The organism is Bacillus sp. AFS088145, assembly GCF_002564465.1.
Taxonomy (GTDB): Bacteria; Bacillota; Bacilli; order Bacillales; family Bacillaceae_G; genus Gottfriedia.
Genome location: NZ_NUUX01000013.1, coordinates 145,358 through 166,966 on the forward strand (window position 1 = coordinate 145,358; position 21,609 = coordinate 166,966).

The 21,609-nt window shown below is 35.0% G+C and carries 11 protein-coding genes; 6 read left to right on the top strand and 5 right to left on the bottom strand.

Annotated features, from left to right (window positions below; translation table 11 throughout):
* Nucleotides 1–147: 147 nt before the first annotated feature.
* The 4 genes from COI44_RS08950 to COI44_RS08965 all read right to left on the bottom strand — a co-directional run bounded on the left by COI44_RS08950 (nucleotide 148) and on the right by COI44_RS08965 (nucleotide 5,868).
* A complete protein-coding gene (locus COI44_RS08950) occupies nucleotides 148–1,515 on the bottom strand; it encodes an SH3 domain-containing protein (RefSeq protein ID WP_179887055.1) in 1,368 nt (455 codons plus the stop codon).
* Nucleotides 1,516–1,730: 215 nt separating this feature from the next.
* Nucleotides 1,731–3,245 (bottom strand): long-chain-fatty-acid--CoA ligase, encoded by a 1,515-nt coding sequence (locus tag COI44_RS08955; protein ID WP_098427627.1) that lies wholly within the window; start codon nucleotides 3,243–3,245, stop codon nucleotides 1,731–1,733.
* A gap of 222 nt (nucleotides 3,246–3,467) precedes the next feature.
* A complete protein-coding gene (locus COI44_RS08960) occupies nucleotides 3,468–3,926 on the bottom strand; it encodes a 2,4'-dihydroxyacetophenone dioxygenase family protein (protein WP_286163836.1) in 459 nt (152 codons plus the stop codon).
* A 1,045-nt stretch (nucleotides 3,927–4,971) separates the two neighbouring features.
* Nucleotides 4,972–5,868 (bottom strand): LysR family transcriptional regulator, encoded by an 897-nt coding sequence (locus tag COI44_RS08965; RefSeq protein ID WP_098427629.1) that lies wholly within the window; start codon nucleotides 5,866–5,868, stop codon nucleotides 4,972–4,974.
* 592 nt (nucleotides 5,869–6,460) lie between these two features.
* On the opposite strand from COI44_RS08965, the gene COI44_RS08970 reads away from it, so the two are divergent.
* The 6 genes from COI44_RS08970 to COI44_RS08995 all read left to right on the top strand — a co-directional run bounded on the left by COI44_RS08970 (nucleotide 6,461) and on the right by COI44_RS08995 (nucleotide 13,262).
* Nucleotides 6,461–7,252, top strand: coding sequence for an SDR family NAD(P)-dependent oxidoreductase (locus tag COI44_RS08970; protein WP_098427630.1), 792 nt, complete (start codon nucleotides 6,461–6,463; stop codon nucleotides 7,250–7,252).
* A 73-nt stretch (nucleotides 7,253–7,325) separates the two neighbouring features.
* Nucleotides 7,326–8,093: an SDR family NAD(P)-dependent oxidoreductase gene (locus COI44_RS08975; protein WP_098427631.1), complete on the top strand. Its 768-nt coding sequence runs from the start codon at nucleotides 7,326–7,328 to the stop codon at nucleotides 8,091–8,093.
* Between the two features lie 125 nt (nucleotides 8,094–8,218).
* The gene (locus tag COI44_RS08980; protein ID WP_098427632.1) at nucleotides 8,219–8,614 is read left to right on the top strand and encodes a YidH family protein; all 396 of its coding nucleotides are present in this window, start codon (nucleotides 8,219–8,221) and stop codon (nucleotides 8,612–8,614) included.
* Between the two features lie 46 nt (nucleotides 8,615–8,660).
* Nucleotides 8,661–9,620 carry a formylglycine-generating enzyme family protein gene (locus COI44_RS08985; RefSeq protein WP_098427633.1) on the top strand — a complete coding sequence of 320 codons (960 nt, stop codon included), beginning with the start codon at nucleotides 8,661–8,663 and terminating at the stop codon, nucleotides 9,618–9,620.
* 144 nt (nucleotides 9,621–9,764) lie between these two features.
* On the top strand, nucleotides 9,765–11,885 hold the full coding sequence (locus COI44_RS08990) for an arylsulfatase (RefSeq protein ID WP_179887056.1): 2,121 nt from the start codon (nucleotides 9,765–9,767) through the stop codon (nucleotides 11,883–11,885).
* A 108-nt stretch (nucleotides 11,886–11,993) separates the two neighbouring features.
* Nucleotides 11,994–13,262 (top strand): MFS transporter, encoded by a 1,269-nt coding sequence (locus COI44_RS08995; RefSeq protein WP_179887057.1) that lies wholly within the window; start codon nucleotides 11,994–11,996, stop codon nucleotides 13,260–13,262.
* Nucleotides 13,263–13,342: 80 nt separating this feature from the next.
* Here COI44_RS08995 and COI44_RS09000 read toward each other — a convergent pair whose 3' ends face one another.
* A complete protein-coding gene (locus COI44_RS09000) occupies nucleotides 13,343–21,490 on the bottom strand; it encodes an Ig-like domain-containing protein (RefSeq protein ID WP_179887058.1) in 8,148 nt (2,715 codons plus the stop codon).
* Between the last annotated feature and the right edge of the window lie 119 nt (nucleotides 21,491–21,609).

A 21,609-nucleotide genomic window follows, 5' to 3' on the forward strand; every position in this document is an offset into this window, starting at 1 on the left:
CTAGTCTTCTCTTAGAGTTTTGATTATCCGTCTTAGAATATTACCATTTTCAGTAATTACTGCTTAATAGCTCTTAAACTTTATCTAAAGAACGTTTTTATGACTATATCTGGAAGTTAATGATAATGTTCCTGCATTTTGAAGCGATTATTTTACGGACACCAATGAAAGGAGATCTGATGAATCTTGTTTTACCAATAGCCCCTTAAGATATTCCTCTAATGTGATTCCCTGTTTCATGATATCTTTAGCTACTTCTTCTCCAACATAACGCAGATGCCATGGTTCATATTTATATCCAGTAATAGCTTCTTTTCCCTTTGGGTAACGAATGATAAAGCCATATTCTGCTACATGAAGCTGCAACCAATTCGCTTCTTTTGTGTTCTGAAAACAATCTTTAGCAGCGCAGGTTGCACTACTGTTACCTACGTCAATTGCAAGGCCTGTTTCATGTTCGCTTGTGCCAGGGATCGCACTATACAAACGCGCTTTTTCATATCCATCCTTTTTGACGTAATCTTCGAATAACGAAACTTGTGTCTCGAACGAACGATAACCAGAAATGCCAACAATCGTGTACCCTGATTTTTTCGCATCATGAACTAATCTCTGAATGGCATAGGCTGCTTCTTTTCTTAATTTCTGTTTTTCAGTGCTATTCGTAAACGGAAACGTAATCCCTGAATTCATTAAGTTTTTCGGCACAAAATTTACCGGCAATTTATTCTGTTTATTAATTAAAACCGTAAGATCGTCCGGTTTTGCCACCACAGGAATTACTTCTTCTTCCCAACGTTCTTTATTTGTGATTTTCACGTACTTACTACTTACATATCCAATTTTTCCATTATAGAGAATTTGGTACCACCCGTTCACTGCTGAACTCTTCACGTCTAATTTTTCGCCTTTTTTGATATTTCCTAAAATTGCATATTTCGTGGAAGGTCCTGTTCGTACATTCAAATTAACGGTTGTTGTATAGTTTTTAGCGATAGCGGGGCCTTCTTTTTTATTTGTGATTTTCACAAACTTACTACTTACATACCCTTTTTTCCCTTTATAGAGAATCTGGTACCATCCGTTCGCTGCTGAACTCTTCACGTCTACTTGTTTGCCTTTTTTGATATTCCCTAAAATTGCATTTTTCGTGGAAGGTCCTGTTCGTACATTCAAATTAACCGTTGTTGTATAGATTTTAGCGATAGCCGGGCCTTCTTTTTTATTTGTGATTTTCACGTACTTACTGCTTACATACCCTTTTTTCCCTTTATAGAGAATCTGGTACCATCCGTTCACTGCTGAACTCTTTACATCTACATGTTCGCCCTTTTTGATATTTCCTAAAATAGTGTATTTCGTAGAAGGTCCTAATCTTACATTTAAATTTACAGTTGTAGTATAACCTTTTTCTACTGCGAATCCTTTTTGAAGAGAAAAGGTCCAACTTATACCTATACACAATAAAATCAAACTAATGGTGAATAATGAAAATTTCTTATTAATTTGTTGCATATAAAACCTCCTCTTTTCGTCCCTATTTTTTGAGCTTATAGGCATAACTCTCCCTATATCTAGACGGATCAAAGGATAAAAAATCATTTTCCGAATAATAGATTGCCTGTTTACGACTAACATCCATTTTTTATTCACTAGTTTCCATGAATTAGATTTCAGGTTTTGACAAACGAAAAAATACAGTTATCTATGAAAAATAAAGTTCTTACAAACTATTTATTTACTCCTACCGAAGGACGTAAAGTTCTTCTTAAAATTTTACCAGTACTATTCTTTGGAAGTTCAGATAATATTTCAATTTCTCTAGGATACTTGTACTTTGCTAATCTTTCTTGTGCAAATAACATAATCTCCTCAATTGAAATATTTTGATCGTTACAAACAACAAATGCCTTTACACTTTCTCCAAAGTTACTATCTGGAATTCCAATTACAACTGCTTCAACAACTGCTGAATGTTGATATAATACCTCTTCTACTTCTCTTGGATAGACATTATAACCACCTACAATAATTAAATCTTTTATACGGTCGATTATATAAAAATACCCATCCTCGTCCATCTTTGCTAAGTCTCCTGTATAAAACCAACCATTTTTTATCGAAGCAAACGTTGCTTCAGGCATTTCTAAATAACCTAACATAACGTTTGGCCCTTGAACAATTAACTCTCCAATTTCGCCAACTGGTACTTCCAAACCATTAGGATCAACAATCTTATTAATAACATTTGGAAAATTTAAACCTACCGAACCTGGTTTTCTAATTCCATTTAAAGGTGTAAATGTAGTGATAGGAGCTGTTTCAGATAAACCATAGCCTTCTAATATATCAACTTTATATTTCTCTTGGAATTGATTAAGTAAGTCAAGTGGTAATGAAGCACCACCTGAGAAACATGCTCTAATTGAAGAAAAATCTTCAGCCGTTGCATTTACTTGCATCATAAAACGATACATAGTTGGAACGCCAGCAAACAATGTTGCTTTTTCTCTGCTTATTGTATTTACTACTTCGGTAGGATTAAACTTTGGAATAATTAAAATGTGGGCTCCACATTTAATAGGCGTATTAATACAAACTGTCATACAAAACACATGAAACATTGGTAACGTCGCAATAATCCGATCATCTTGCGTATAACCAAAATATTCCCCAAAAGTTTCCGCATTCGAACCCATATTTCGATGAGATAGCATTGCACCTTTTGGATTTCCTGTTGTTCCTGATGTATATAAGACAACCGCAAGATCATTCTCATTGATAGAAGGTGGAACAAATTCATTTTCCGAGCTTTGAAGTAGTTGTTCCCAGCTATTAAAAGGATTAAGGGATTCTGTGTAGAAAGTCATTTGTAAATTTTCTAGCTTATTTACTAACGAAGACAGTAATTGACTTAATCCATAGCTTGCGATAACGGCCTTAGCTTTACTATTAGATAAAATGTAAGTAATTTCACGGGAAGTAAAATTAGGATTAATCGGCACGACTGATGCACCTGCACGTAATATTCCATAATATGCAATCACAAATTCAGGACAATTTCCAAGTACTAACGCTACTCGATCCCCTTTACCTATACCCTTGTCATATAATCCTGATGCAACTTTATCAACCATTGCATCTAATTCTTGATAAGTTACACTTTGATCTAAAAATGAATATACAAAACGATTTGGATACAATGCTGCACTGCTTTTTAAATTTCCACTTAAATTGTAACTCATAATTCAGCTCCTCTTGATCTATGAATAAATGATTATATTCAGGTATGAAACCTACTCAGGAAAATCTTAAATATAAGAAACACATCTTATACTTTGCTTTAAGATACATATGAAAATTTAACAAGTTTCGTAATATTGACACGTTCTAATCTATTGTTATAAAGTTATTAACCCCCCCTTTAATAAAGGAGGGGTTAACTGATTTTATAACTTAGTCAAAAATTAAAACTTTGTTAAATCCTTAAATTCTGTTCCAGTAGCATCACAATATGCTTTGTACATATCAAGAGCAGCTACCCAATTTAATTTTAAGATTGAGTTTCCTTCATCGTCCTGGAAATCCAATAATCCATCTAAAATGTTTAAAACAATAACATCTTCTTCACTTAGCATTTTTGGTGTATGAAGTGATCCTGCTGGTTCAAAAATAACATCTCCTGCTTTAGAAACCCATTCTTCACCTTCATAGTTCCATGCTCCTTGAATCGTGTAAACAATAACTGTACCATGATGATAATGTGCAGGCATTACTGCACCTTTTGAAGCTTGTAATAAAACAAAAAATTGACCATTTATTGGGTTTGCTTTTAGTAATTTAAACTGAACGCCTTCCATCCATGGAATCCATGGTAATTCCTCCGGGTTCATGTAAACTGATTCTAATAATGGATATTCTGCCATTTTAAATCCCTCTTTCATTTTCAATTTTTTTGTTTTTTATACTAGACACCTTTTTAGGTATCATCAGTAACGCGTTCATTCACTGTAATTACTTGTCCTGTAATAAATCTAGCATCATCAGAACGTAAGTAATAAAAAGCAAAGTAACTTTTCCCTCAAAGGAAAACATAATATATCAATCTAGCAACATTGTTTTTTAAATTTTCTGAAATTTAATTGCATAAAAAACTATTTCTTAATTTCAAAATTAATTCCAATTATTTTAGCAGAAATGATGAAATGATATATTACACCTCCATTGCAAATACTAGGTAGTTCATACTAAACAGCGAAGTTAATAACAGTTTTACTTCATTTAGCTCGCAATACTAAATGTAGAACAAGCGATTTATCTACCTTAAATTCAATATACTTTTCCTTTAAGTTAATTTAAAGTGCAAAAAAGTGACAGTTGATTGAATTTTTTTCAACTATCGCAAATAAAAAAAGATCCTTTTTCATTCACGCTGTTGAAAAACAATATTGACAATTAATGATCAAAAATTTTCGTAAAAGGAGTAGAGTGATGTTGATTTCCACTACGAGATGCTCGCTTTCCATGGGGCGGGAGCTGAGCCTCCTCGGCGCGCCTGCGGGGTCTCACCCTTCCCGCATATCCCATAGGAGTCGAGCATCCCTCCATTCCAATCAACTAATTCATCGAAAAAAGTTTACGATATAAATCTAATTTAATATCCTTTACTTAGTGTAACCTAACAGAATAGTAATTAGTTTATCAGTTAATTGAGATTGAAAATCAAGTTATAAACTAATCATTTAAATTGATCTAGCTAAAATTGTTCTTAAACGATTTATAATTATTGAATCAATTTAACATTTAAAATCGTTCATAAATAAAAAAACATGAATATTAACATCAAAAATATTCTACTAATACGATTGACCATTCTATATTTCAACACTCTGAATAAAAAAGGATCCATTGAGGATCCTTTATAATTACATATAGAACATGTATTCCTTCGCTTTCATTTAAACCATCTACTCATTGGAAATTTTGTTTAAAAGCTTTAATAAATTGTTTACTGTGTTCGGACAATCTCTTCCGTTTTGTTCGAACAATTCCAAAGGAAAAGCGCAGAGAACGAGGATGGATAAATGGAATGGCAATAATATTTCCATTTTGAATATTTGTGACCCTATTTAAAAATATATTCATAGCGAAAACAACTCCCAGTCCTTCAGATACCGTTTCGGAAATAACGTTTACGTTGTTAGTTGTTAACAAAATATTCATTTCGGGAACATACTGTATTAATTCATTAACAAAATCCTCCGTAAGATGATCTTCCGAAAGAATGACCGACTGATTTACAAGGTCTTCAACTTGAACATATTCTAAGTAGGCAAGTTGAGAATTCTTGCTAACACATATTACTGTAGCACCTTCGTAAATTGTTTCAAATTCCAACTCTGGATTAGATGCGACCATTTCGTCAGTAAATACTGTAATACCAAAATCAGCTTTGTCCGTTTTAATGTCTGATAGAATCGCATATGGTTTTTTTTCAAAAATTTCAATTTGACTATAAGGATAATTTTTTTTATATGAAGCAAGTGTGCTTGGGATAACAAACATAGCATTAGTATTAGCACTTACTGATATATTGACCTTTTCTGGATGATTATTCTGATGTACAAAAACAGATATATCTTCTACTTTTAGCATAATTTCATGTGCTTTGCTGACAATAAATTTACCTTCTTCTGTTAGCTCGGCACCTAATCTCGAACGATTAAAAAGCTTAGTTTGAAGTTCCGTTTCTAAATTAGTTATTGCTTTACTTATAGCTGACGGAGAAATATGAAGATTGTCAGCTGCACTAATTAATGATTTTGTTTTAGCAACCTCAATTACGTACTCTAATTGTAATAAATTCAAATCATCACCCTTTTTCTCTTTGCTCTGTCAATAACATTGTTGATGCTCGCTAAAATCAGTTCCCTTTCCTCGGCGTAACCGCAGTACCTCACCCCAATTTCATAACTCAGATGGGTCTTTCATTGGATCGTTTTTTAGTATGAGTATGGAGCATTTTTCTAAAAAATCACTTTGTATCAATTTCATTACTAACCTTTTATGATAGACTTTTATCTAAGTGAATTTTTTTCAATTAACTATCACTTATTTACACTTTATATTAACTTAAAGGAAAAGTATATTAATTTTATAGAGGTGGAAGCGTTTTCTGCTAATCACTTTCTTAGATTGCACTATTCGTCTAGGTAGATTTACAATAAATTAAACTTTACGAAAACAAGGTTGGTTCTGTAAATTCACCGAGATCTATTAAGTCAAAGATGAAAATAGTTTTTATCCTTCTCTATTTGTTTGAACGATCATGTATTAGTCTTGGAGGTGCATTTTATCAACTAAATTTTAATTGAATAAAATTTAGTACTTTAGAACAGATTTTTAGGGCTTTCACTTTCGATTAACAGTTTTAGATATTCCCAATCTTAGGAGGTTTAAAATGAGTCAATATGAATCGATCTTAATTACAGGTGCAGCAAGTGGCTTAGGTTTAGGTGTAGCAAAGCATTATAGTAAAAATGAAAATGCACATATTTTTTTAATCGATATAAATCCTACAAATTTAGAAAATGCTAAAAAAGCATGTGAAGAGTTAGGAGCTACCGTTCATACTAAAATTGCAAATATTATGGATGAAGAAGTTATGAAAAATGTCATAAATGAATGCGATGAAATTAAGCCACTAGACTTAATTATTGCAAATGCTGCTGCACAAAGACCAGGAAGTAAAAGTAGAACAGAAGATACTCCTGAAGATATTATGTGGGCAACGAAAATTTGTGTAAATGGAGTCGCAAATACGGTTTTTCCAGCTTTGGATTTGATGAAATCAAGAGGTAAAGGACATATTGTTATGACTTCTTCTGCGTCTTCTTACTTAGGATTATGGGGTTTACCTGGTTATGCAGCTGGTAAAATGTGGGTACGCCGCTTAGCTGAAATGTTGCCAACGTCCTACCCTGAATTAACATTTACAGCTATTGCTCCTGGTCCAGTAAAAACACCATTATGGATTGAATCTAATCTTGATCCAAAAACTGGAGAATTAAAAAAAGGCGGAATGAAATTAGAGCCGTTAAGTGTTGAAGAAGGTGTAGAGTATTACATTAGAGGAATTGAGAACAAAGAAGTATTTTATTGCTTCCCACCACAACTAAGTGAGCAATTATCACTGGCAGAAAAACTTTCATATGAAGAAAAAATGAACTTAATTAAGAGTCATGCGAATTAAGTTATCCCTCTTTTAATTTAAAATATCAGAAAATTCATAAAATAACAAAAGATACTAAAAGGAGCGATTTATTATGTTTTCACTTAAAGGAAAAGTTGCAGTAATCACTGGAGGCGGTTCAGGTATTGGACTTGCTACCGTTAGACGTTTTCATCAAGCTGGGGCTAAAGTAGTAGTCGCTGATCTTACTGACGAAACAAAACTAGCATTAGAAATTGATGGTTTATTTATTAAGACAGATGTTTCAAAAGAAAATGAAGTACAAGCTTTACTAGAAAAAACAGTTGAAGCATATGGTCGCATTGATATTCTTTTTAACAATGCTGGTATCGGTAGAGGTTTAGTGATGATTTCGGATGCAGAATCTGTAGATTATGAAGTATCTTTTAAAGTTAATACAATGGGTGTGTTATATGGATTAAAACACGGAGCCGTATACTTAAGTGATGGTGGCGTTATTATTAACAGTGCGTCTGTTGCAGGTCTACAAGGTGTGCCAACTTATGGACCATACGTTGCATCAAAGCATGCAGTTATCGGAATTACAAAAACTGCTGCACTAGAGCTAAGCCCACGAAATATTCGAGTGAACTGCATTTGTCCTGGAACAATTGATACGCCAATGTTACAAAATAGTGGTGCTCCTGAACAAAGAGCAATTAATGATCTTGTTACACCTCTTGGTCGTTCTGGTTTACCTGAAGAAGTAGCTGCTCTTGTTCACTTCTTAAGCTCCGACGATTCTAAGTTTATTACAGGCCAGGCTATTACTGTAGATGGTGGAATAACAGCTGGTACTTCATTAGGAGTTTGGTCTGGATTAGCTGCATTAGTTCAATAAACGGAACCTAGTTAACAGCTACTCTTAGGATCTTTCTTGGCAGTTTAAAAAGGAACTTCATATTTGAGTTCCTTTTTATTGCATTGAGAACAAAAGAAAAATTGCTTATGAGTTGGAGAATGGTTATGGAAGCATTAACAAAAAAGCAAGAATTACATGGAGAAAGCGTGAAATTTGCACAACAACATTTAGCAAACGAGCGAACTTTTTTGGCCTGGATACGAACTGCAATATCGATTACTGGTGTGGGATTTTTAACTACTTCTTTACATTTTACGATAAAGTTTAGTTCAAATAAGTTTATAAATTTATTAGTCATATTTCTTGGCATTTACGCATGTGTAATTGGTTTTATAACAGGTATTTTATCAACCATTCAATATTCAAAAAAGAGAAAAGAAATCGAAAAAGGTATTTACATCCCTTCTAACAAATCGATTATTTTTGTTTCCATTTTATTTTCTCTATTAGTATTCATGATTTTTATGTATCTTTCTTTTTTATTATTACGAAATAAATAATGTAACTTGCATCTAGGATAACTATAAATTAAAGTGAGTGATTTAAATGGAATATGAAATAATGAGCGATTGCTGTTCTCCAAGTAAACAAAATTCAACCTTATCTCAAAATAATAGAATAAGTGCCGTTAAATGCTGTAATAAGCAATCTTACGACGACATGATTTATCTACGCGGCGGAGAATTCTTGATGGGAACAGATGATCCAGATGGTTACAAGGCAGACGGTGAAGGACCTGTACGAAAAATAAAAGTAAATCCATTCTATATAGATGCTTGTACTGTTACTAATTCTCAGTTTGAAAAATTTGTAACGAATACTGGCTACAAAACTGAAGCTGAACTATATGGATGGTCCTTTGTTTTTCATTCTCTCGTGTCCTCTGAGACACAGAAAAATGTTACACAACTTGTACAACAAACGCCTTGGTGGCTTGTTGTAGAAGGAGCAAACTGGAGACATCCTGAAGGACCAGACTCTACGATTGAAAAAAGATTAGATCATCCTGTCATTCATGTTTCTTGGAATGATGCTACAGCCTATTGCAATTGGGCTGGAAAAAGGCTACCAACTGAAGCTGAATGGGAATACGCTGCTCGAGGTGGTTTAGAACAAAAGAAATATGCTTGGGGCGACGAATTACATCCCAATGGTGAACATTATGCAAATATTTGGCAAGGCCAGTTCCCAAATGAAAATCAAGCATTAGATGGTTATATAAGTACAGCTCCAGTTCGATCATTTCCTCCTAATTATTATGGTTTATATAATGTTTCAGGAAACGTATGGGAATGGTGTTCAGATTGGTTCAGTCCAAACTATCATGTTCTTGATTCAAATGAAAATCCTAAAGGAATTCCACAAGGTACATCCAAAGTAATTCGTGGTGGCTCCTATCTCTGTCATGAATCTTACTGTAATCGTTATCGTGTAGCTGCTCGTAGCTCCAATACACCTGATAGTTCAACTGGAAATATGGGATTTCGATGCGTTAAAGATGCGTAAGTAAACATACTTTCTTAACAAATGTTTCGTTTTACTTTTACTTAATTTTTTACACTTTTAAATATAAATGTACCTTTTCAATCATTCACACCAAGAATGTACTATCAATCGATTCATTTATTTCTATTTTAAGGAGCTATGAATATGAAAAACAATATTGTATACATTGTACTTGATGACATGGGTTTTTCTGACCTAGGTTGTTACGGTTCGGAAATTAAGACACCTAATATCGATCGTTTAGCTCAAAATGGATTGAGCTATAATAACTTTCATGTTACACCTCTTTGTTCTCCAACTAGAGCAAGTTTATTAACTGGGCGAAATCATCATTCTGTCGGTATGGGGCTTCTTTCAAACTTTGATTTAGGTCCTGATGTCCCTAGTACAAGAGGTAAAATACACCCTTCTGCAGGTACAATAGCAGAAATATTAAAAGAAAATGATTATAGTACTTTTGCTGTAGGAAAATGGCATTTGGCACCCATCTATGAAGAATCAGCTGCTGGCCCTTTTCATAACTGGCCGTTAGGAAAAGGATTTGAACGATTTTACGGATTTCTAGAAGGGATGACAGATCAATATTCGCCTAGTTTAGTTTATGATAATCATAGTGTGGAGCCTCCGGAGAAATCAGATTATCATCTTTCAGAGGATCTAGTCGATCAAGGGATAAAGTTTGTTTCTGATCATGCCTCATTTTATCCAGAGAAACCTTTCTTCATGTATCTTGCCTTTGGCGCACAGCATTCACCACACCAGGTTTCTCAAACTTATATCGATATGTATAAAGGTACTTATAACAAAGGTTGGGATAAAATTCGCGAGGAAAGACTGGAGCGTCAAAAATCATTAGGAATTGTACCAACAGATACAGTATTAGCTGAACGAAACCCTGGTGTAAAGGAATGGGAAAATCTTTCACAAGATGAAAAACGTCTATTTGAAAGATTCCAAGAAACATATGCGGGATTCCTTACTCACACAGATGAGCAGATTGGTAGATTCGTTAACTTTCTAGAAGCTATCGGTCAATTGGATAATACGATGATCGTATTCCTATCGGATAATGGAGCAAGCCAAGAAGGTGAGTTTGACGGGATTCTAGAACAAACTTCCTACTTTAACGGAGTTCCAACAACTGCTGAAAGTATGATAGATCGGATTGATGATATAGGTGGACCAAATTCACAGCCTAACTATCCTCGTGGCTGGGCACAAGCTAGTAACACGCCTTTTAAGTATTATAAGCAAACAACATTTGACGGAGGTATTCATGTTCCCTTGATTTATCATTTCCCAAATCGGATCAAGGATTTTGGAACTGTCCGAGACCAATTCCATCACGTTATTGATATTACACCAACCGTTTTGGAACTTGCTGGAATAAGTACACCAGAAGAAATCAAAGGTGTTAAGCAAATGCCTTTGCACGGCAAGAGCATGCAATATACTTTTGATGATCGTTCAGTACATACAAGTCGGGAAACCCAATACTTTCTAATGGCAGGACAGCGTGCTATTTGGCATGACGGCTGGAAGGCGATCTCTTTTCATACGAAAGGAACCCCATTTGAAGAAGATCAATGGAGTCTATTTAACATTAACAAAGATTTTTCTCAAAGTAACGATTTGGCAGCAATATACCCTGAAAAACTTAAAGAATTACAAGATATCTGGTTGAATGAAGTAATGGAATTTAATGCACTTCCGTTGCTTGATCAAACGATTGAATTATTTGCTTATATCTCTCCGGATGATAAGGTAAGATCTCGCACAGAATTTACTTTCTTTCCGGGAATGAGTCATAGTCTTGCATCACCGCCTATATTAAATCGTTCATACTCAATTACAGTGCCTATTGATTGCCCAAGTGATGACTGCGAAGGCGTTTTGATTGCACAAGGAAATCAATACAGTGGATATACAATTTACATTCAAAATAACCGTTTATTTTATGAGTATAATTATGTAGGGACAGTCTATAAAATTGAATCCGATTTAGAAATACCAGTTGGAAAATCCACACTCCACTTTGAATTTTCCAAAACAGGACCTTTACAAGGAAAAGGAAGGCTATTTATCGATGATCATCAAGTTGGTGAAGTAGATATGCCTAGAACCTTACCATTTTTGATTTCAATCGAAGGATTGGATATAGGGCGAGATGCGTATTTACCAGTAAGTAAAAACTATGCAGATTTAGGAGACTTCGCATTTACAGGCACTATTCAAAAAGTAGCGTTTAAATTACAAAACGATTAAGTTGAAATAAATGGAAAGTATGGCACTATGCTATACTTTCTGATCCAATCGGCACGAGTAGGAATAACAAGTAAGCATATAAAATTAATTTATAAGGGAGTGCTTTACATGAGACGCTGGGTAATTCTCATTATGTTGTTAATCGCAACACTTATTAACTTTGCTGATAAATCCTCCACAAGTGTCGCATCTGTTTTTATCATAAAGGATTTTAACCTATCCTATGTACAATACGGTTTACTCGGAAGCATATTTTTCTGGTTCTTTTCTCTAGCTAGTGTAGTCGGAGGTGCTTGGTCAGATAAAATTGGTACAAAAAAAATGTTATCGATTCTATTGGTCGCATGGACATTATTGCAATTCGGTACATTTTTCATAACTAGTTTCTCGTTTCTTCTATTATATAGAATTCTGCTTGGTGTATTTGAAGGTCCAGCCGGCCCTGTTGTGATCAGTCATTTAAGTAAAGTATTTCCGGAAGAACGTCGTGGAATGGCGATTTCAGTATGTAATGCAGGTGCGATGATTGGAGCTATGGCACTTACACCTGTTTTAGTTCACGTAAATCAAATATATGGCTGGAGAATTTCATTTGTGGCATTAGGAGTAGTTAGTTTAATTTGGGTTCTTATTTGGGGATTAATAAAAGACAAATCGAAAACCTCAGTTGAATCAACGGTCGAAAAATTGCCAGTAGAAAAATTCAAATGGTCAGAGTTTAAACCGATTTTATTCTCTCCTACTTTACTATTTACTTTACTTAATCTTTTTGCTAGTTTTTGGTTAGTCGTATGGATTTCTGTATGGCTACCTGTCTATTTAGTAAAAGGAATCCATTTATCACAAACAAAGATGGGACTAGCCGTATTATCAATCGGCCTTATTAATATGGTTGTATCAATGAGTGCTTCTATTTGGTCTGATAAATTATTCAAAAAATCCAACAATTTACGTTCATCTCGTGTCTTGTTCTCGTCAATTTTACAAGTCATTAGTGCCGTATTACTATTTTCCGTTACGCTTATAAAAGCACCGGTATTCGTCATTATCATATTAGGAGTAGCACTAGGATTAACGACAAACATATTAAATGTCGGTCCTATTATTATGATGAGTTTACTTCCAAATAGACGCGGCTTAATGATTAGCCTTGGAATTTCATTTCAAAATCTATCAGGAATTGTTGGACCATTAGTATGTGGTTACCTAATAGATCTTGCAGGAAATAATACTTTGAGAGGATTCAACAGTACAATCGAATTTACTGCAGCGCTCATAATAGTAGGGTGTACTTTATTTGCAATTTTCGCTAAACCTGACTCGCCCTTATCAAAGAACTTTAGTCACATTGATTTAGTAGAACCAAAAGAAATTTAAATCGAAAAATAGAACAAATACGGATAAACAAGAAAAAGCCCAACCTTTGATAAACAAAAGTTTGGGCTTGATTCTAATTTCTACTTAAGTTTTATAGTACGTTTAACTGAACTACTTTTATTTCCAGCTTTATCAACTGCGTAAATAGTAAGTGTAAGTGTAAGTGTACCTTTCGCTTGTTTTGGTAATTTCAATCCAAATGTACCTTTGCTTGTTACATTTGCTTTTCCAACAATTTTATTCCCAACTGACACAATAATACTTGTATATGCTTCTGCTTTACCTTCAATCGTTATTTCATTTTTCGTACTTGCAACCAAACGTGAGATAACTGGTGCAGTTGGTGCTGTTCGATCTAACACGGTTGTTTTAGATGAAGCACTTTGATTTCCTGCTTGATCAATGGCAACAACTGTTAGAGCTGTTCCCGCTTTTTGTTTGCTTACTTTAATACGATAGATACCTTTAGTATCCGCTTTTCCAGTTGCAATTACTTTATTCTGAACAATAACTTTAATAGATGCATTTGCTTCTGTTGTACCAGTTACGTAAGTATCATTGTCATCGATCACGTTAATCTTCGGTGCAGTTGGTGCTGTTTTATCTATTACTACAATTGTTGTAATTTCACTTTGATTTCCATCTGAATCTTGTGCAGTTACACGTAATGTTGTTCCTGCTCTTTGTGGACTAATTTGTACTACGTATTTTCCATCTGAATTCGCTTTTCCTGATGCAATTAACTTATCTTGAACTTTAATAAGAATCGTTGCATTTGCCTCTGCTGTTCCTGAAATTGTCTTATCATTGTCATCAATTACGTTAATTTTTGGTACATTTGGTGCTGTTCGATCTAATACGATAATCGATGTAGTTACACTTTGGAATCCACTAGAATCTTGTGCAATTACCTGTAATACTGTTCTTGCTTTTTGTGGACTAATGACAACCGCATATTTCCCTTGTGCATCAGCTTTCCCTGTTGCAATTACTTTATCTTGAACTTTAATAAATATAGTCGCATTTGCTTCTGCTGTACCAGTTATTTTTGTATCGTTATCATCGATTGCATCGATTTTCGGTGCAGTCGGTGCTGTACCATCAACTACTGTTATCGATACATTTAGTTGATTTCCATCAGCATCTTGTGCAGTTACTTGTAATACTGTTCCTGCTTTTTGCGGACTAATATGAACGACAAATTTACCTTCTGAATTTGCTTTACCTGTTCCAATTAATATACCTTGTACTTTAATAAGAATTGTTGCATTTGCCTCTGATATACCAGTAAATGCAGTATCATTATCATCGATTGAATTAACGACTAATACATTCGGAGCTGTACGATCTAAAATTGTAATCGATGAAATATCACTTTGATTTCCATCAGCATCTTGTGCAGTTACTTGTAATTCCGTTCCAGCTTTTTGCGGGCTAATTAGAAGGACATATTTCCCTTCTGAATTCGCTTTTCCTGTTGCAATTACTTTATCTTGAGCTTTCACAAGAATCGTTGCATTTGCCTCTGCTGTTCCAGAAATGGCCGTATCATTATCATCAATCACGTCTATTTTTGGTGCGTTTGGTGCTGTACGATCTAATACTACTATTGATGAAATGTCACTTTCATTTCCATTTGAATCTTGAGCAGTTACATGTAACGTTGTTCCTGCTGTTTGTAAACTAATTTGAATTGCATATTTTCCTTCTGAATTTGCAATACCTGTTGCAATTACTTTATCTTGGGCTTTCACAAGAATCGTTGCATTTGCCTCTGCTGTTCCAGAAATTGTCGTATCATTGTCATCAATCACGTCTATTTTTGGTGCATTTGGAGCCGTACGGTCAATAACTGTTGTCGTTTCAATTACTTGATTGCCTGCTTGACCTTCAATAATGATTGTTAATTCTGTCCCCGCTTTTTGTGGGTTAATTTCGACTTCATATGTGCCATCTTCTTTTGCTTTTCCTGTACCTACTACTTGATCATTATTTTTCACAGTAATACTTGCATTCGCCTCAGTTAAACCTGAAATGACTTTGTCATTGTCATCTACTGTATGGAGACTTAAAACTGTTAGATTAAATTCTTGAGTAATTTTCGCCTCACCTTTAGAAATTGTTGCTGTCAATGTTACTTTTTGATTACCCTTCTCAGAATTTGGTCGTCTTACCGTACCATCTTCATTAATGATGAAAGGATCACTTGAAGACCATTTAATTGTCGTATCATTTGAACCTTTAGTCGGTAAATTCAAACTAGAAGTAACTAAATTTTGATCAGTATTGTTTTTCTTGATCAATTTCCAAACGACCGATGCTTTAGCTGCTTGAACTGCTGGTTCATCATTCGTGTCTTTACTTCTAACATAAAAACCAAATGATTTCGCTAGTCCTGCTGTGCCAAGTCTTATAATTGCAGTCACTTGTACATACTGATTTTGTTCTGGTATTGTCACTTTTCCATCATTTGCTATGATTTCTGGATTATCAGATAACCAAGTGATCGATACTCCGTCGTTTCCGATAGTTGATGGGAACGATAGGTCATGAGTGACTTCCATATCTGATGAATTTTCACCAAGTACATTTTTCATCTCAAGTGAATTATAAACTCTCAGTACTTTTGTTCTATCTGCATTTTCATTATCCTTTAAAACAGTTAAATTAAACGTTTTATATGTTGTTCCGCTGTTTCTTGTTATTTTTGCTACCAACTTTACATGTGCATCTTCTTCATCGAACAACGGTGGATATACTGTACCTTGATTTGTAATATGCTTTGTATCGTCAGAAGTCCACGTTATTAGTGAACCATTGGATCCTCTTGTTGGTAATGATAAATTTTGAGATACATTCTCTTGATCAGTGTTTGCTGCACGGATTACATCCCATTTAATAAATGAAGCATCTTCATCAACTGCTAATGAGTCATCTGGAGTTTTTGCTTTTACTGTAACATTAAACGTCTTTACAGAAGTTGCCCCACCTACAGTTGCCGTCGCAGTTAGTGTAATATCCGTATCATTATTCGCTCGATAAACCTTACCTTCGTTTGTTAGTACAGTCTCATCACTGCTTGTCCAACTAATATGTGCTTTATTACTTTCATCAACAAAAGGTAATGCCAAATTCGATTTCACTTCAGTTTGTTGTACGTTTTCGCCTTTAATCAAGTCCCAATTTAATTTGTTTGCAGCATTTATTGCTAGTGGTTGATCAGGACTTTCTGCTGCTCCAAGACGGTAGACTACGACATTAAATACTAAAGGATGATTTCCTGTTAATGGGTGACTTGGATTCGAACCTATTGTGCTTCCTCCATCGATTTCAAACAAGTTCGGCCCTGGTTTTAGTTCTCCAGTATTCATACTGAATGGTTTGACACCTGGCTCTTGTTCATATCCAGCTGGGATGTCTGTAGAAGTTAATGGGTTGTCATAAACATTGTCTCTCCATTCAGACTGCTCATCAAATAAGTTTTTGTAAACATCCCTAAGTCCACTAAAACCTCGGTTCCAATCAACCCATGATGCATAAAACTTATCTTGATGTGCCGTAACCGTTCCTTTTACAGTAAACGATGAATCATAAGTGAAAAATGTTGCAGTGCCTGTTGCATCAATGATTGCATCGTCAAATTTCACTTTTGGTATATACGAATTTTTGTATACTGGTAATTGAACTGTAGTCTCGTGACCTAAATAGTCAATCATTGTTACTGGGAACGTACTTTTCCCCTCAGGAATACTACCTGGATCATTGTAGCCAACAAGAGAATTAAAGGCATACACGTCACCTATTGGCATGTCCCAACTTGGTATTGCATTCGGATAATAAGGAGTGTCAGCTTTTCTTTGCTGATTTCCAACTAATAAGATTGGTGCTAAATCTGGATTAGCTGAGTACGTTTTATTGTTACCATACGGCGTAACAATGTAACCATGAACGCCTGGATCGAACCCTTCCGAAACATATATTCCGTCTCGGGGAATATCTAAAAATTTGATCTCTGTATTTCGACTCGTATCTTTATACGGAACAACTTTAATTGGAAGTTCTGTAGTAGTTGTATCATTCTTAACTGTCACTTTATCTGTAGCTACAGTTACATCAAATGTCAGTGTACTTGTATTCTCCAATGTATCTGTCGTTGTAAGGACAATCTTATGGTCTCCATTTTCTAACACAACTGGATAGCGGAACGTTTTTGGAGTTGGATCAAACGTTACGATACTACCCATTGATTTTTTGGAACCACCATCAACAGCAACTTCAACTTTATAGCCTCTTGAATTCGCTACCGTATCTTTCACTGTTGTATTTAGCATTAGAGCGACATGATCTCCGCTATTTTCTACATATGCACTCATATTAGACGCATTTAATGAAATAGTCGGTGCAACTGTGTCAACAGCCGTCTCGATTCCAACTGCTGGTATGTCTGGATCATTCCACTTTTCACCTTCAGCTAAAACGACAAATTTCACTGCATAGTCACCAGCAGGCAGGTCATTTGGAACATTAAAATGTCCATTAATTGCATATTCACTATATTCACCATGTAAAGGTGTTTCCGTCATATATTGGTTAAGGTCAAGATCAACAGGTTCTCCAACAACCGTGCTGTTATCGTAATAATTTTTCAAAATGACTGCTTGGATTTTTTTCACGACATTCTTTCGTCCTACCGCTTTAAAATTCAAGTTAAACTCGTCACCAGGCTTTACATCAGCAGCCCAATACATACTTGGTACATTATCGTTTAAAGTTGCAGTTTGTAAATCGATCCAAACGTGATTACTAGTTTTATTCACGATGACAGTTTGCTCTTTGCCTAAATTACCAACTTTATCTATCGGCGCAATATTAATAATATTTAGTCCTTCGTTTAGACCATAGACTTTCAATTCATACGTTCCATCATCATTTTGTTTCACGTCTTCACGATAGTTAGTATACGGCTCACTTCCATTAACTGCTAAGTACACATTACCATCTACACCACCAGCATCTCCATCATCCATTGTCCATCGTACTGTATAAGAATCTTCATTCGTCACTTCAGGATGCGATGTTTCATCATAATCTGCTGATCGTTTCATATTTAAAGTCGGTGCTGTCGTATCTTTATACATTGGTATATAAACAGTCGGTTGCGGTTTTGCATTTGGTGCATCCGCCGTTGCTGTTACTGCAAAGTAATACTGTCCATCTTGAACAGTAATTCCTTGATTAGTTGAATTCCAAATCCAATCCCCTGAAATTTGAACAGGAGGGGTACCCGAATACGGATCTGATTTAACTAGCCATTCATCATCTGATAAATGAGTAACAAGATTATGGTTTTTATCGACAACATCAATTTTTAAGTTTCGTGCATTTCGTAATAAAGCAAGAGCTGGTAGTGGGTTCATACCAGGACCATAAGCATAATACTTGTCACCTAAAGCAAGTTGTTCTGGGGTATGTGGTTCACCGAATATCTCGTTATATCCGAAATAGAAAGGACCCGTTTGAATTCCCATTTGTGTACCTAGACCTGATTTCGTCCACACATCTGTTGTTTCTTTTGTATCAACGATGTTTGGTTCATCCCATTTTCCATAAAACCCATTATATGGAACGTTTAATGTTGGTTGTTTTGAATCCGTCGGTGTTAAATAAATATAGCCCTCTACAAACGTGTTTTTCAACGTAGAATCTGCTAAAGATAATGTAACATTCACTCGTTTCGTTGAGTTTGCAGGGATTGTAATTTCATTTAAATCAAATGATAATTTTGCATCTTCCAAATATCGACTACGAATATTATCAGAATTCGTTTTAAGCGAGTCCTTTAAAACATCTGTCATGACATTTCCATTTAATTTATACGTAACTGCCTGATTTGAAAGATTTTGAGCAACTAATGTAAATGTTGACGATTTACCAATTTCTTTTAAACTAATACTTCCAGTACCAGTCGTACCTGTTACGACAACAGGAGATTTCACAGCAAGATCCGGTCGAATCATTCCCGCGCCTTGTCTTCTTGGTTGATATTCAGTCATATAATCAATACGGTCAACCGAATTGTTTGCATTTACATAATCTCTTTTTGCCGGAATTGATGTATTCATTATTAAATTCTTCGTTAATTGAGCAAAAGCTCTTGTACCTGGTTTATATCCTTTATCTATTAAAGCTTGCATAACATCTGCTACTGCGCCGGTTACATATGGAGCCGCCATCGATGTTCCATCTTCGCTCTCATAAGCATTGTGCTTACTAGTATCTGCTGTTCTTACAGAAGAAACAATCGCATGTCCAGGAGCCATTACTTCAGGTTTTAACAATAAGTCACTTGTTGTTCCCCAAGATGTAAAATCAGTAGGCTGTCCTGAATTCGATTCAGCAAAGGCCGATCCTAATTTTTCATCTGTAATTTTGAATTTGATAGTTGGAATACCACCACCAAAAACAGGAACTTGATCCAATACTTCTTGTAATGCCATTCCATCTTCATAACTTATAAACGAAAAAGGAATCGTTCCAAATCCTTGAGGATCCGGAGCAGCACTATCAGGAGATGAGTTATAAACGATAACGCCTGCAGCACCTGCCTGCTTGGCATTTGCTACCTTCTCAGCAAAGCTAATTGTTCCACGCTTAATTAATACGATATTATTTTTAACCTTATTCTTTAATTGAGTAGTGTAGTCAGTCAGTAATCCAGGAAGATCATTTCCATCAATATCCTTTCCTAGAGGAACTAGTACATATTCTTTATCCTTGTTTGCTGTCCAATTCCAATCATCTAGTCCTTCTCCAGAAATGCTGTGTCCAACACCTGTATTAAGGAATTGATAAGTGTGTTTTGATACGAAATTATTTGCTGCTGCAACTGTAAATGAATCTGGATAAACACCAGGATTTCCAATTTTATTTAAATCAGGGGTTTGTCCTAATTTTATTGTTTCTCCCATTCCACCTGATCGATCTGAATAGGCATTCGATGCATTTCCTGCCGCAACAACGACAACATGCCCTTCATCCGTTGCATTTCGAATTGCAATTCCTAATGGATCATTTGGGTCTCTTGTATCAAATGAAGAGGATGAACCTAAACTCATGTTAATAACGTCTGCTCCAAGTGATGAAGCATGGTCAATCCCTTTTATAATGTCTTCTGTTAACGCTCCTGCTTGATGGTCAGAAAACACTTTTTCTGCAATAATTTGAGCTTCTGGTGCGACACCTTGTATGACGGGACCAGAACCTGCTGCGATACCAGCTACGTGAACACCGTGTGAGCTTGTAGCATTATTTGGATCTTCTACACGTGGAATGATGTCATCATTTTGATCAGCCCAGTTGTAACCATCTACTACTTTAAGAGAAGTTGTCCCGTCTGGACGAATAAATTTCCCCTTTTTAATTCTAGCCTTACTCATATCTGTAGGATCTGGAAAAGCTTCATGAGTATAATCCACTCCGGTATCAACAATCGCGATGACCATTCCTTCTCCTTTATAACCAATAGGTTTCCCTAGTGTTGAGCCATTCCACAGATTTTTAATCCCTGTTAGATCATGTTGTTGATTAACTGCAGGCGCATATATTTGTTGTAATGTAACTGATTTAACATCTGGTAATGATTTAATATCATCTATATCTTCATACTTAATATGATCAATACTAAAACCTTTAAAAATGTTCTCATATTCATGTTTAAATTGTAATTTACTACTGCTCTTGGATTTACCTCCAGAGAGTTTGTTCATTATTTCGGTTTTTTGCGTTTCGATATCATTATTGACACGATCCTTAGCATCACTTAAAGAAAGTTGATTAATTCCAACATTATCCGATGCAGTCATTTCAGAAACTGTTTCACCTTTAAGCTGAACAATAACAGAAACTTCCTCATCAGGCTTATGCACTGCAAAATCTGATAGATTCTCTTTATTTGCAAATTTATTTTCTTTATCTTTTTTAGCCGCAGCCTCAATACTTTTCATACCCTCTTCTTTGAATCTTTCAATCTCATCTTTTGATAAACTGTTTGAACTTTGTTTATCTTTGCTATTAGTAACAAATATACTTGGTTTTGGAGCTGCTTCACTTAAAAGTGCTGGGTTTTGAGGCTTATTTTCCTCAGCTAATACATATGTCATGTTTGACATGACAAGACCAAAAATTGACAAATACGACACTCTTTTGACAAAACTTTTTCTAAACTTCATTTTTCTCCCCCCTTGACTGAGCATTTTTTTGTGAATTGCACATGCTCAATCTATTTCTATTGTGTAAATTTAATTGTTAAGAATTTTCTTAATAGTTAAATTTATATTTACAATTGTAC